A 13,348-nucleotide genomic window follows, 5' to 3' on the forward strand; every position below is an offset into this window, starting at 1 on the left:
AATAAATAGTAACGACAGCAATAACCAAACAATAAATTATTTGATTATAATTTTTATATTTTTTCTAATGGTTAGATAGAGGATTAACCAAACAAGAGGAAAAATAAGTAACAATTATAATAAAGAGCAATTTCAGTTTCAGCATCGACAGAATGATTATTTAAAAATTTTTCGTCAATAGCGAGTCTTGATTTTTCAGTTCCTTTATACTCTAATTTTTCTGCTTCTTTTGTTGCAATTGTATTCTTACAATTTGCTAAAATTGAAATTGTACAGTAAAAAATAGTATTGTAAAATTATGGTTCATTTGTTTGTTGTTTTTAAATAATTTTAATCCGAATGTATTGATAATTGTCGTTATAATGCCCGTCTTCTTTCCAGAAAGTTTTGGCATTGTGAACTTTTAAATATAAATATCCATCGCTACTCCAAAACATTTCGTCGTTTTCTGCCAAGGTCATCCAATTTTTGAAACTAGCGCTCATCACGTGGTTTATTTTGGTGCCAGAAATTTCGTAAAGTTCTACATCTGCCGTAGATTCATAACCGTTTGAATTCACACAGATGATATTTTTTTTGTCGGGCGAAACGTAGGGAAAATCTATAAAAGTGTTGGTTTCGGCTCCAGTGATTTTGTCGATGGAAATGTAGTCGCCACCTTCGTAGTATGAGCCTGCAATGAGATATTTGTTCAGAAATTCAAACTGTCCGATATAGGAAAATATTTGCATTCCGTCGTTATCGGAAGCCACATCGGTATATTTCACAGTTTTGTTTTTACAAACCAATTCTATAATTCCGTTTTTCTTTTGAATGGAAGTGGTATCGGCAACCAAAAAATTGACTGCAGTCTTTCTTTTGCTTTCGAATAAAGATTTGTCGATGAGTTCTAAAGCGAGATATTTTGTAAGCGGGCTTCCGTTTTCGAAGAATTCGCCTTTTTTGTTGACATTTAAGGAAGTAACAATATTCAAATCGGTCTGCATAAGCAAACTGTCATTCTTTTTAATTACAGAAATTTTGGGTGTGGTTTTTACGGTATCATTTGTTTCGTTGCTCTTGTCAATTGGTTTTTCAGTTTTCTTCTCGCAGGATTGCAAGCCAAAACCAACAGAAATCATTAATAATAGAAGGAATGTAACTGTCTTTTTCATTTTTTTTCAATAGAATAAATTGTTTTTGTACTTCCGTCCTTAAAAATCTTGATATGTTCTTCTTTCACGAAAGCTGTCTTTTCTTCGTCGGTGTCAAATTCCTTTACAGATAAATCTCCTTCACGATTGAGATAGCCTAGTCTCAATCCAACAGCAAATGGATAATTTTGGCATGAATAGATATTTACTTTCTTTTTAAATTTAGAATTTGAAAATATAAGTAAATCAATTTCGTGGAATGTTGGTGGCCAATCATATTCCCCATTTTCGGTTTTATAGGATTTGATGTAAACAAAACTTATTTCTTTATTTGAAATTGAATCTAAGATAAATAATGAATCAATTTTTTGATTTTTTTCAGTTAAAAAATTATTGTAAAACTGAGTCTCTATCATTCGCCCTTTTACCGAATCAAAATAATCTAAATTATTTAGTTTTTCTTCGAAATACACCGCTTCTTTGGTCATTGGTGGTGCTTCACTATCGCTATAAGTTTGAGTATTCCAATAGTCAGGAAATTTGATAACAGATATTTCTTTTCTTCCTATTTCAGTAAATTGAAACGACTCTTTAATTGAATCTGCAGTATCGAGGTGAGATGTTTTCGAGTTTTTCTTATCGCATGATTGCAGCCCGAAGACTAAGGAAATCATTAATAATAGACCATATCTCAATATATTTTTCATTTTATAAATTTTAAAGTACAAGTAAAGTTGCGATTACAATCGGAACTGCGATTATTGTAATCGCTCTTATCAAAGTTGTCTTCTCGGATTTTATAATGAGAAAAATTCCTGCTAAAATCATTAATGAAAGCAGCCAATAATATGAAAATGACATAAAGAATGCTATATAAAGTATGATGTATCCTAAGGCTTGAAGAAGTATTCCGAGGAAGTAATAGAGATTGCTTTTGTTCATTTTGTGCGTTATTAGTGCAAATTTTTATTCCTCTTTAATGATTACTTTGAAACTTTTATAATTTGGATACAGCTTTTTATCAATTTCCAAAGCCATATTGGTTTGGGAACGTTCTCCAACTTGCGGACAAGGAGACTTGGGTTGGTGCCAAATGATAAATAAAGTGTCTTTGGCTATTTTAGCTTCCAATTCTGATGGTTCTGCTGTAAAACAGCCACCGCCAATTAAGAAAATATATTTTGCTTTTTGTTGATAAAAGGCGTTCAGCTTTTCACTATCTGCATTTTCTGCATACGTTAAAATTTGCAGTTCATCTTTCGTGTTTTCTAACCATCTGTCTTGGCTTTCATTTTGGGAAAAAGTAGTTTCACTAAATGATATTCCCTCTGTTTGTGGCGCATTGCATTGAATAAGAAAGAATGCTGTAAGTAGGATTGTGATTAGTTTCATATTGTGTTTTTAATTTATAAATCTATACCAATATTTTAAAAATTTCTGTAAATAAATTGGTTCACGACTCTACCAGATTTAATGGTCCAAACCACATCGTAACCACCTGCAGCATCGCTGTTGCTCATGTAAAGGAACAAAGTTTCGTCGCTACTTTCTGCAACTCCGAAGTTAGCTAAAATGGTGTAGGTCTCAACATATTTTTGATGGCTTCTTGCGGCAATTCATACTTCTGCTTGTTGATTTCTATTGTTATCGATTTTATTTCCGTTGTATTGTCGTGTAAAACTCCGTCGATTCCCCAAGGTTCGCTCCCATCAATTTTTACAATTAAATCTTGCCCTACTTTTTGATAAGTATGATTTTTTTTGATGAATTTCCCATAGCGAATTGTAATTCTATCCAATCCACGAGTGCAAACCAACGTACTGTCTTCAAGCGATTTTTTCCATTGAGGCAAGTCGGGAAGCGCTTTCATACGGCTTTTATGAATCATTCCATCTTTGGTTTTGTTCACAAATCTCTCAAACGGTTTTTTTCTTTGGGCATAATCGGGATAATCTATCCAGAACCAATCTTGCCATCCATCGTCATCCACAATACTGCGAATGGCGAAAACTTGGTTGCTGTGTAATTTGTCAACTATTTTTTTGTTTTTTCCGTAACGGATATTGGTGTAACCATCGCTGTCATTGATTATCGCAAAAGGTGTAAGTTGCGCCAATAACGGAGCGGAAGCCAAAATCGTTAAGAAGAATGTGATGTGAATTTTAATTGCTCTCATTTTTCCTAAAATATTTTTCTGTGAAAACATCTTTCTGCACTTTTTCGGAATATTTTTTTACCCAATCTTTGTAGTAATATTCGGCGTAAAGAATATTGTTTTTCAGTTTGTATTTTGCGAAAGGTTTTCCTATTTCTGGTACTTTTTTCAGTCCAAAAGTATCGTTCACGCCATTGTCGAAACTGCAATCCATTTCTTTTGTCCAAATCATTTCAAACTCTGTTTTATTCAATTTTTTGATGGGATAAAAATACATACATTGTCCGTGATACTCGAATCCTAAACCATCTTTACTAATGTGAAGTTTTACATTTCCGGCATACCATTTCCCCGAAAAATCCACTTTTTTCGCCGGCGTTTCTTCCCGATTGATGAATTTGATTTCGGTGATTTTCCAAATGCTGTTTTCTTTTTCTAAAAAAACTTTCGACAGCGGAACATCTGGAACATTGGTTTCTCCATAATTTTCATAAATATCAAGCGAAGCCTTAATCTCTACACCCGTACTTCCCATCTGATCACCAAAGTTTTTTGTAATTTTAATTCCGTTCACAAAAACATCAGAGCGACACCAGCTATTGACATAACCAAGACTGAAAAATTTTTCAGAGGGATAACTTTTAAGTTCTTTGGTTATTTCCACTATAAAATTATCGGTATTAATATTCTGGTTTTGGTTGAGTTTAATATCACTTTTTTGAGAACAAGCACAAATACCAAGTAACAGTATTAAACTTAAAATCATATTTTTCATTATTCTGTGATTAATATTTTAAAATTACTATAAAACATAGAAAATTGGTAGACCTTTTACAATTCATAATCTTTCCTTTACGAGTCATAAATTTTTTATAAATAAATCTTCAAATAATCACTCCTCAATCGGGTCGAAGCCTGAAAAGAATACCGCTGCATCATTAGATTTGTAGGGCTTTTTCTGTATTAAAATTTCTTCTTCATGACTAATTTTATAACTGGAAACACTGTCGTTTGCAAAATCAACTCTTGCAAATTCCTGCAAACGATTGTTGTTGATTTTTAAAAAATAAGTGCTGTTTCCGCCGGAGAAAGAATAAGAGTTCACGCAATTTCTTTTAGAGTTATAATGGAGATTTGGGTAATCCTGAGAATTTATAATTTCAATTAATTTCTGGGTTTTTGGGTTGAAAATCAATAATTTATTGAGTTCATTAGAACCTCTTCCAGCTTGGGAAAAAGAGATTTTCACATCATTGTATCCATCGTTGTTCAAATCTTCATCGGTGAAAACAAATAAGCCAAAATCCGCCTCTTTCTTGAAATTTGCGGTTTGTAATTTTGCCCAGTTCTTTCCTGTTTTTTTGAATAACTCAAAATTGACAACCGATTCGGTTTTATTGTTCTTCTGGGAAACATTAAGTTTGTATTGATTGGGTTTTATAACGGTTTTAGAATCAGAGAAATACTCAGTTTTCTGGCTACAAAACCATTGCGAAATAAGGCATAAAAGGAAAAGGGTTCGTGTCATATTTTTGATGTTCTAATGTTTGTGTGCTACGTTATTTCCAATTTTTAAAATCACGCCGTTATATGTCCATCAAACTTAAAAGTTTGTTTAGTAAATTTATCATTATTTCTATCTATTCTGTCTTTTGCTGTAAAAAGATTTGCTTGCTAAGTGTATGATAATCATGTATGATTTCAGTATAAAGTAATGCGAAAAATAAGTTTAAAATTCGATATTTATTTTTAGGCATAGAATAATTTGATTCGTTATAAAATTTCTGCTAATTCAAAAATAACGGAAACAAACGCTCATATAAAAATCCATTAGTTGAGATACGCGCAGTTTAGTTCAATGATTCAACTATAAAAATTTTGAGGGTGCTAATCAAAACCATTTACAACCTGTATATTTATTTAATTTAAAATCAAATCTCATCATTCATTATCCATTCTCACTCATTCTGATTCCACTCTTCGGAACCCACAAAACCACTGTTGTTCCGCCATTTGCGTTGGTTTGATAGCTGATCTCGGTGTCATGTTTATATTCTTTGGCGAGCAATTGCAGGCTTTCCTTGCTGATGGTGCGGGAAAGTGAGGAATGTTGAATCTGAATTTTTTCCTGCCATCTTTTTTCCGCTATCGGTAATGTTGACTGACAAAATTTGGTGGTTCAAAGCCAGTTCGATGTTACTTTTCCATACAAATCAATTCCATATAAAATTCCGTTTTCTACAAATGGCTGGATGAGCATAGGCGGAACCATCGTGACATTTAAATCTTGCTCGTTTGTTGCTTTACACATTCAGTCTGTTGAATGCAGGTAAGGTTGGCAAGGTTACTGTTGCTAGATGTTAAGCCTGCTGAAGTCTAATCTTGAACTCCAAAAATTATTATTTTGGCAGAACAGGCGGAGTGATTCTTTGATTTCTTGTACTTAAAGTATGCAAAAAAGCTTCTAACTGCGTAATCTCCTGACTGCTCAGATCTAAAAACTTAAGCATTTCAGATTTCTGAGATGTTAAATTAACTCCTTCATGAACTGTTGATTTTTTCTTTGGTGGTTCAGGATTACCGTTGCTGTAGAAGGTAAGTACATCGCGCAGTGGAGTAAATGCCCCATTGTGCATCCATGGTCCGGTTCGCGTTACTTCTCGTAAACTTGGTACTCTGAATTTTCCTACATCCTTCGGATCTTTAGTCACTAAGTAACGTCCTAAATCCTGCTGTTTTGAACCCAATAAAGAAGTTCCGTCATTTTCAAACTGGTTATTGGAAAAATATCCCGAATTATGACAGTTCATACATTGAGCTTTTGTTCTGAATAAATGAAGACCGATTACTTCGTCATCGCTGTATAGTGCTGACTGACCATCAATAAATTTGTCAAATTTACTTTGAGGACTGATCAGAGTTCTTTCAAAAGTAGCTATTGCTTTTCCGATTTTATCTTTTGTAATGCTTTTACTTCCGAAAGCTTTCTCAAAGAGTTCTTCGTATCCTTTAATTTTTGCAATCTTCTCTGTGGCAATATCGATATGCTCATTCATTTCTTTTTGATCTTCAATTGGCATATGAGATTGCTTTTCTATGCTTTCGGCTCTTCCGTCCCAAAAAAGTGATTTTGCAAATGCAATATTCATAATTGTCATTGCGTTTCTGGAACCCAGTTGCCGATCGTGGCCAAAAGATAAAGTTTTATTATCCGTCCATCCAAGCTCGGGATCATGGCATGAGGCGCATGCAATTTGATTAGAACCTGATAATCTTGGGTCGTAGAAAAGAGTTTTACCTAAAAGCGCTTTATCTACAGAGTAAGGATTGTCTGCCGGAAATTCAACTTTTGGTAAATGACCAATCTCTGCAAAATGAGGAACTGCCATTGGATCAAGAATAGGTGTTGGCCATTTTGAAGAATCACCTGACGAATATAATTTTCTGATCTTATTGATAAATGACTGCTTCTGGTAAACTTTTGTACGAATATTCGACTGTATGCAGTTGTTCAGCAAAAAAACACTTACGATAACAATCAAAGTCCAGCTCAAAGCATTCGTCATTTTCCTGATAATTTTCAGCAAAAATAATGATTCTAATGTTTCTATATGAATCTTTTATTGTTAATTTTGTTTAGACTAATTTTAAATTAAATTCATGAGAAAAACTTTTACATTATTGGCAGTTACAGGCTCACTGTTATTGTCTGCACAATTCCAAAACTTCAATTTTTCAGGATCATTATCATCTAACGGCTGGGCCTCACACAGTGGAACAATCGGTCAGGTATCAACCCTGACGACAGCTTCCGACCTTGGAAACAGTTTAAACTTTACCGGAATTTCAACTCCTTCGGGAAACAGAATACTGTTAACATCAACGCAGTCAGAAGATGTTAATTTTGCATTTTCACAACCGGTCACCACTACCGCATTTGTTTCATTCCTAATGAAAATTACCGATGTAGGCACGCTTGCAGCTAATTCTGTAACCACTGCACCGGGATATTTCATGCACTTTTCAGCTTTGTCCGGAAATGATTTGGGAAGTACTGGTCTTGTATCCAGACTTTCGTTAAGAAAAGGCTCAGCCGCAGACACCTTTAATATTGGTATTTTGAATACTACCGGGGGAAGTACTACGGTAAATGATATTTATGGAAGTGCAAATCCTATCAATTATCAGGTAGGTACAACCTATTTGGTGGTCATCAAATATGATATGACCGGAGCAAACGGACAGACAAGTCTTTGGATGAATCCGTCGCTGGCTTCTCAGGGAAATCCAACCCATTCAAGTGCATTTGGATCTTCATCAAAACTATCGCAGGTAGCAAGCGTAGCTTTGAGACAGGCTAACAATATAGGGAATATTGAGATTGACGAGATGAGATTGGGAAGTTCGTGGACTGATGTAATGGGTGCAGCATTGTCGACCAATGATCTTCCTGTTACAAAAAATCTTCTAATTTCGAATACACTGGTGGAGCATGATTTCAGATTATTAACCAAAGAAAAATTGCAAATCGAAATCTACAGTGCTGCAGGAAATTTAGTTAAAAAAGGAAACTTTAGTCCCAATGAAACTGTTGATGTTTCGTTTCTTTCTTCAGGTATTTATTTTTTGAGGATTAATAGTGGTGCAAATATTTCTACGGTTAAAATTGTGAAAAAATAATTATAATAAAACCCCTGTTAAAATCTAGATTTGACAGGGGTTTTTATCAAGTGTAGTGACTTCTAATATCCTGGATTTTGCTGCATCGCCGAGTTGATGGTAATAGAAGCGTGGGGGATGGGTAATACAAATTTGTTGTTGGGATAGGTGGGGCTGCAGTTATTTGAGAGACATCCGTTATTTCTGACAACATTTTTATGATTTCTCATTAGATCAAAAAAGTATTGGTTTTCAAACACAAACTCTTTTCTTTTTTCCTCCAACAAAAGATCCAGGTTTATTGATGTTAGATTAGTCAGTCCCGCTCTGTTTCTTATTGTATTAATGTCATTCAGTGCCTGTGAAGAATTTCCCAGTCTTAAACCCGCCTCAGCACGAATGAAGTAGGCGAGACCTAAACGGTAAATTAAACTTCCGGTTTTCATCTTATATTTTTTAGTAAAATGATAAGGTAAATTAGGAGATCCGGCAGAGGTCGTCGTTTTTAAATTTTGTGATTCAAATAGTGATTTTCTTAAGTCATTTGTAGAATACAGACTGTACACATCATCTGTGGCGACATAATTTGATTTGTTTGCTGCGCTCATAAAGTTATAAATGGTAGCGGCAGGAAAATCATTATTGTTGGTATTGGCAATTTCAAAAATAGATTCAGATAGTGCCCAATCAGTTGCCACGTTAGTTGAAGGAGTAAGTATAGTGGATGTATCCGTAATCATAGCGTTGCTATATTCGTAGGCCTTTTGCCAATCGTTTTTCCATAACGCTATTTCTGCGGCAAGCATTTTAGCAGCATCAATATTCATGAAGTTTTTCTTTTGCCCTACTGGAATGGCCGGCGTTGCCTGAAAGAGAGAAATCGAGGTTTGAATATCATTTTCAAGCAAAGTGAAATTACTGGCAGCCGTCCCTCTGGAAGGGTAGTCTTCACCTATTGTCAGTGGTTTTGTGTTGTATACAATACCTAAATGTGAAGCATCTGCCGTATAGGTGTAGTTTTGAGCATAATATTTATAAAGATGAAAATGAGCAAATGCTCTTAAAGCCAGTGCTTCCGCTTTGATCTCGCTGATTTCCGCGACTGTTGCATCCGGCAATTGATCTGCGTACTGCAGAATGAGGTTGACATTATTGATCATCCCATACATATCAGAATAGAAAAGCGATAAATCACTGTCCATTTTTTGATCATCAAATTGATACACATTGCTGACAGTAGCATCAATTGAAATGTTTCCGGATGATGCTGAAGGTGAAAATTTCAGATTTCCTGACAGCAAATCACCATACGTAAGAGCTGCTTCTGTGAAGTAAATGGATCTCAATTGGTAATAGGCGCCGTTTAGAGATTCAAGCATTCCCTGCTTAGAACCCAGTTGTTCTGTAATAGAAACACTTTCTACTGGCTCGCTGTAAAGAAAATCGCTGCAAGAAGCAAGAGAGACAATAGAGATGATGCTAAAAATTAATCTTTTCATAATACTGATCATTAAAAATTTGCTTTAAAACCGAAGCTTGCTGTTCTCATTTCAGGATATAGATACCTGAATTCTCTGATACCGTTTCTGCCTGCGGGAGATTTTTCTTTATACCAATACAGAGCATTTGTACAGTCAACAAAAATGCTCGCGTTTTTAATGAAACTGTTTTTTATCTGTTGAAGTGGCAGCTGATAGCTGATATTGATATTCTGTAGTTTGACATGGGTATTGTCATAGATAAATTTGGTACTGTTGGGAATAATCCTGTTATTGCTTTTTGGGATATGGTTGACTGCGTTGGTATCTCCAGCTCCCGTCCAATAATCTAAAGCATTTACACTCATATTTCGGTTGCTTAAAATTCTGTGCTGATCAATAATTTCATCTTCCACCATCACATCTCCACCAATTTCAAAATTTATGAGAAATGAGAAAGTAAATTTTCTGTAGCTGATCGAATTGCTTAGGCCACCGGTTAAATCAGGCTGTGAATTTCCGATAATAGAGTAGGTGGTGTCATCCTGAGTAAACTGATTAGCGTCTTTTATCTCTCCATTAACTAAATACTGGTCCTGACCATTTGAAGAATTAATACCGATCCAGTGATATCCCCATATTGCCGAAGTAGAAGCTCCAATTTTCTGTGCTCGGGCGTTTGCTGCCGTTGAAAACTCATCCTGCAGTCCAAATAAATCGGTGACTTTATTCTGTACACTTGAAATATTGAAAGTAGTATTCCATCTGAAGTTTTTTCTGCTGAGCCAATTTCCACGCATCGAAATTTCAAGTCCTTTGTTGTACATATCAGCACCATTGATTTCTGCTGAGCCATAACCGCTTTCTAAAGGAACAGTTCTTGAGACAATGACATCAGAAAGATTGTTACGGAAAACTTCTACTGTAAAGTCAATTTTTTTAAATAAACTGAAATCCAATCCTAAATTCCATTTTTCATTTTTTTCCCAGGATAACATTCTGTTTTGAGGTGATGAAGTTTGCGGATAAGCATAATCGTAATCATAAATAAAACCGTTTTGAGATACGCTGTATAAGCCGGCTGACCGGTAACTTCCAATTCTTGAATTTCCTGTCATTCCCCATGAAGCCCGTAATCTCAAAAAGCTGATGAGTTCATTTTGTTGCAGAAAATTTTCATTAGAAAGTACCCAAGATGCACCTATTGCACCATTCAGTGACGCATTGGTGTCGGGACCGAAAGTAGAACTTTCATCTCTTCGCAAACTTGCGGTTAAGAAATATTTCTTGCTGTAATCATAGTTTAGCTGGCTGAAAAAACTTCTGCCACTGCTTTCCTGAGTCAGCGTTTTATAGGTGTAGTTTTTACCCAACTGAGGGTTTTGATACACTGCATAGTCGATAAAATTGCTTCCTACAAGAGCTTCTTTTGAATCTTTATTTTGTCTCAATTCACTTCCTATGAGAATATCTGAATGGTGTCTATTACCAAAGTTTTTCTCGTAAGACAGGTGTCCGCTCCAGTTCCACCGGAATCCGTCGGAGATAAAAAGACGGCTTCTACCATAATTATTGCTTGTAATACCACTTTGATTAAGTCCAGATTTCCAGTCTATATTGTCTTTTTTTGAAATATCAACACCAAATAAACTGCTTACCTTTAAACCTTTCGCCAAATCATAACTCACATTAATACTCGAAAGTAGCGAATTATTGTCGACACTGCTGATGTTTTGATTGGCTGCTGCCAACGGATTGGGAATACCAACACTCCCGGACAGTGCATAATTACCATCTTGATCGTAAACAGGACTGGTGGGTGATAAAATAAGATTGAAATAAGTATTTGGCTGTTGCTTTAAGAAATTGTTATATGCTGCGTACAGATTGACTTTAAGTTTTCTATAATTAAATCCCAGCGTAGCATCAATTCCTTTCTTCTCCAGTGAGTTTAATATTTTAGATTCATTATTTTTTGAATAATCAATCCCCACACGGTAGGTGAAATATTTTCCACCGCCACTCGTTGTAAAATTGGTTCTGAAAAAATCTCCATTTCCGTTCATCAATTCAAACCAGTCAACATCAGTTCCGTCCCAGATATAAGATCCGTTTCCGTTGGCACTATTGTTTTTATTATATTCGTTACGGAGTTGGGCGTACTGCTGACCGTTTAAATATTTTATTTTGTTGATACTTTCAGATACTCCGTATTGGGTACTGAATGTATAGACAGGCTTTCCTTTTCTTCCTTTCTTGGTGGTGATCAGAATGACGCCATTTGCAGATTCTGCTCCATACAACGCTACTGCTGCGGCATCTTTAAGAATGTTGATGCTTTCAATATTATCTGAATTGAATCTTGCCAAAGGGTTAAGGTTAATCTCCGCAGTGGAACCACCATCAAAATACGCTTCATTAAAAGGCATATCTTCTCTCATAATAACACCGTCCACAACAATGAGAGGCTGTGTTGATGTTCCTGGAAGACCATTAATAGGAATCATACTTCCGAGACCGCGGATATTAATACTGACAGGCTTTCCCAGTTCTGTATTGCTGACAATCTGTACCCCCGGAGTTAAACCGATAATCATCTTATCAATACTTTCATAAGGCTGACTTGTGATAATATCCTGAGAATTTATCGTTACAATCGAGCCTACTACTTCCTCTTTGAGTTTTTGAGTTCCATAAGAAGAGGTAATGATAACTTCATCAATATTTTTGGTTTTTAATGTATCAATATTTTTCGAGGTTGACAATTGAGCTTTCGTAACTGACAAACCGCATACAACTACGGCGCTGGCAATAATCCTTTTCATTACAATTACAGCTGATACTTTAAAGTATTTCGCGTTTATTTAGAATTAATAAAATTAAAGCGCAAAAGTATAGTAAATTATAATCAAAACAAAATGTTTCTTTATGAATCAATAGGGCTTAAATGATAAGTTTAAATAACGTATATCAATTATAGAGAAAGGTTTGTTGCAGCTTTAAATAAATGACCTATTAGATTTAAAGATGAATTTATGATTTTAAGATTATGCTATAAACATAATTTATTAAGATCCATTTGCATAAGTTTGCAAACTGATTGTCAATGTTCTTTTGATAGACATGCTAATGCAATAGTGCACAGATAATAATCATCAGGTTTAAATTATCCTGACGAATAAAGGATAAAATTGATACCCATAAAAAATGAAGAAAAGATTATTTTCGGCAATAATGATATTTGCGTTCTGTCAATATTATGTATACGGTCAATCCAGTCAGAGTTGGGTATTTCTGACGTATACCCAGGAAATATCTAAGAAATTTGATTTTCTTTTTGATGCTCAAGTCAGAAGTAACAATCCAATAAAAAATACATCTGCAATCCTGCTGAGAGGGGCAGTTGCCTATAAGATTAATCCAAAGAACTTTTTTGCTTTAGGATATGCATACAAGGGCGACTGGATAGAAGAGGAAAATGGAAAAGAATATACTTTTGAGAATCGTATCTATGAGCAGTATCAACATGATTTCAAATGGGATAAGATGGAGTGGAGCTTTAGAACACGGGTTGAACAACGCTTTCTAACTGAAGATGATACTAAATTTTCAATTAGGGGCCGAGCCTTTCTCAGTGTCCAATATCCATTGATAGCCAACATAGACTTCTCTGAGGGATTCTTTATTGGTATTCAGAATGAAATATTTTTGAACCTGTATAAAAAAGAAAATGTTAATGGACATTTTTTTGATCAGAACCGACCTTATGTATCGATCGGCTACAGGTTTAATAAAAAAATAGAAACAACTTTTGATTACGGACTGATTTCAAATCAGGGACCCATTGAGCGAGAGCTGGAAAACGTGTATCGAATATCATTAACTCTTAACCTGTAGTGGATTAAGCAATTTTAAATATCTGA

Annotated in this window: 13 protein-coding genes; 2 read left to right on the top strand and 11 right to left on the bottom strand. The window is 35.0% G+C overall.

The annotated features are described in order from the left end of the window. Nucleotides 1-320: 320 nt before the first annotated feature. The 9 genes from OMO38_RS00555 to OMO38_RS00595 form a co-directional block, all read right to left on the bottom strand. Nucleotides 321-1,154 carry a hypothetical protein gene (locus OMO38_RS00555; RefSeq protein WP_264748301.1) on the bottom strand — a complete coding sequence of 278 codons (834 nt, stop codon included), beginning with the start codon at nucleotides 1,152-1,154 and terminating at the stop codon, nucleotides 321-323. Further along, on the bottom strand, nucleotides 1,151-1,840 hold the full coding sequence (locus OMO38_RS00560; protein WP_264748302.1) for a hypothetical protein: 690 nt from the start codon (nucleotides 1,838-1,840) through the stop codon (nucleotides 1,151-1,153). The genes OMO38_RS00555 and OMO38_RS00560 overlap by 4 nt, the downstream gene beginning before the upstream one ends. Nucleotides 1,841-1,850: 10 nt before the next feature. Then, nucleotides 1,851-2,075 (bottom strand): hypothetical protein, encoded by a 225-nt coding sequence (locus OMO38_RS00565; protein WP_264748303.1) that lies wholly within the window; start codon nucleotides 2,073-2,075, stop codon nucleotides 1,851-1,853. 24 nt (nucleotides 2,076-2,099) lie between these two features. Beyond that, complete coding sequence (locus tag OMO38_RS00570; protein WP_264748304.1) at nucleotides 2,100-2,525, bottom strand: hypothetical protein; 426 nt, start codon at nucleotides 2,523-2,525, stop codon at nucleotides 2,100-2,102. 175 nt (nucleotides 2,526-2,700) lie between these two features. Further along, nucleotides 2,701-3,309: a hypothetical protein gene (locus OMO38_RS00575; RefSeq protein WP_264748305.1), complete on the bottom strand. Its 609-nt coding sequence runs from the start codon at nucleotides 3,307-3,309 to the stop codon at nucleotides 2,701-2,703. Further along, nucleotides 3,296-4,063, bottom strand: coding sequence for a hypothetical protein (locus tag OMO38_RS00580; protein WP_264748306.1), 768 nt, complete (start codon nucleotides 4,061-4,063; stop codon nucleotides 3,296-3,298). Before OMO38_RS00580 ends, OMO38_RS00575 begins: the two co-directional genes overlap by 14 nt. 117 nt (nucleotides 4,064-4,180) lie before the next feature. Then, on the bottom strand, nucleotides 4,181-4,816 hold the full coding sequence (locus tag OMO38_RS00585) for an XAC2610-related protein (protein ID WP_264748307.1): 636 nt from the start codon (nucleotides 4,814-4,816) through the stop codon (nucleotides 4,181-4,183). A gap of 651 nt (nucleotides 4,817-5,467) precedes the next feature. After that, entirely contained in the window at nucleotides 5,468-5,599 is a 132-nt protein-coding gene (locus tag OMO38_RS00590) for a hypothetical protein (RefSeq protein ID WP_264748308.1), read from the bottom strand. 88 nt (nucleotides 5,600-5,687) lie between these two features. After that, nucleotides 5,688-6,854 (bottom strand): cytochrome-c peroxidase, encoded by a 1,167-nt coding sequence (locus OMO38_RS00595; RefSeq protein WP_264748309.1) that lies wholly within the window; start codon nucleotides 6,852-6,854, stop codon nucleotides 5,688-5,690. A gap of 94 nt (nucleotides 6,855-6,948) precedes the next feature. Here OMO38_RS00595 and OMO38_RS00600 point away from each other — a divergent pair, with 94 nt between their 5' ends. Then, nucleotides 6,949-7,968: a T9SS type A sorting domain-containing protein gene (locus OMO38_RS00600; protein ID WP_264748310.1), complete on the top strand. Its 1,020-nt coding sequence runs from the start codon at nucleotides 6,949-6,951 to the stop codon at nucleotides 7,966-7,968. A gap of 62 nt (nucleotides 7,969-8,030) precedes the next feature. Here OMO38_RS00600 and OMO38_RS00605 read toward each other — a convergent pair whose 3' ends face one another. Together OMO38_RS00605 and OMO38_RS00610 are read right to left on the bottom strand one after the other, a co-directional pair. Next, nucleotides 8,031-9,446, bottom strand: coding sequence for a RagB/SusD family nutrient uptake outer membrane protein (locus OMO38_RS00605; RefSeq protein ID WP_264748311.1), 1,416 nt, complete (start codon nucleotides 9,444-9,446; stop codon nucleotides 8,031-8,033). A gap of 11 nt (nucleotides 9,447-9,457) precedes the next feature. Continuing rightward, nucleotides 9,458-12,250, bottom strand: coding sequence for a SusC/RagA family TonB-linked outer membrane protein (locus OMO38_RS00610; protein WP_264748312.1), 2,793 nt, complete (start codon nucleotides 12,248-12,250; stop codon nucleotides 9,458-9,460). 382 nt (nucleotides 12,251-12,632) lie between these two features. Between OMO38_RS00610 and OMO38_RS00615 the strand changes: the two genes are divergently transcribed. Beyond that, entirely contained in the window at nucleotides 12,633-13,322 is a 690-nt protein-coding gene (locus OMO38_RS00615; RefSeq protein ID WP_264748313.1) for a DUF2490 domain-containing protein, read from the top strand. The last annotated feature ends 26 nt before the right edge of the window (nucleotides 13,323-13,348 follow it).

The organism is Chryseobacterium kimseyorum (assembly GCF_025971945.1).
GTDB lineage: Bacteria > Bacteroidota > Bacteroidia > Flavobacteriales > Weeksellaceae > Chryseobacterium > Chryseobacterium kimseyorum.

Excerpts from the sequence above, each read along its gene's own strand:
- OMO38_RS00595 (WP_264748309.1), bottom strand. The coding sequence starts at position 6,854 with ATGACGAATGCTTTGAGCTGGACTTTGATTGTTATCGTAAGTGTTTTT.
- OMO38_RS00565 (WP_264748303.1), bottom strand. The coding sequence starts at position 2,075 with ATGAACAAAAGCAATCTCTATTACTTCCTCGGAATACTTCTTCAAGCC.
- OMO38_RS00605 (WP_264748311.1), bottom strand. The coding sequence starts at position 9,446 with ATGAAAAGATTAATTTTTAGCATCATCTCTATTGTCTCTCTTGCTTCT.
- OMO38_RS00555 (WP_264748301.1), bottom strand. The coding sequence starts at position 1,154 with ATGAAAAAGACAGTTACATTCCTTCTATTATTAATGATTTCTGTTGGT.
- OMO38_RS00570 (WP_264748304.1), bottom strand. The coding sequence starts at position 2,525 with ATGAAACTAATCACAATCCTACTTACAGCATTCTTTCTTATTCAATGC.
- OMO38_RS00575 (WP_264748305.1), bottom strand. The coding sequence starts at position 3,309 with ATGAGAGCAATTAAAATTCACATCACATTCTTCTTAACGATTTTGGCT.
- OMO38_RS00580 (WP_264748306.1), bottom strand. The coding sequence starts at position 4,063 with ATGAAAAATATGATTTTAAGTTTAATACTGTTACTTGGTATTTGTGCT.
- OMO38_RS00610 (WP_264748312.1), bottom strand. The coding sequence starts at position 12,250 with ATGAAAAGGATTATTGCCAGCGCCGTAGTTGTATGCGGTTTGTCAGTT.
- OMO38_RS00560 (WP_264748302.1), bottom strand. The coding sequence starts at position 1,840 with ATGAAAAATATATTGAGATATGGTCTATTATTAATGATTTCCTTAGTC.
- OMO38_RS00615 (WP_264748313.1), top strand. The coding sequence starts at position 12,633 with ATGAAGAAAAGATTATTTTCGGCAATAATGATATTTGCGTTCTGTCAA.
- OMO38_RS00590 (WP_264748308.1), bottom strand. The coding sequence starts at position 5,599 with ATGTGTAAAGCAACAAACGAGCAAGATTTAAATGTCACGATGGTTCCG.
- OMO38_RS00585 (WP_264748307.1), bottom strand. The coding sequence starts at position 4,816 with ATGACACGAACCCTTTTCCTTTTATGCCTTATTTCGCAATGGTTTTGT.
- OMO38_RS00600 (WP_264748310.1), top strand. The coding sequence starts at position 6,949 with ATGAGAAAAACTTTTACATTATTGGCAGTTACAGGCTCACTGTTATTG.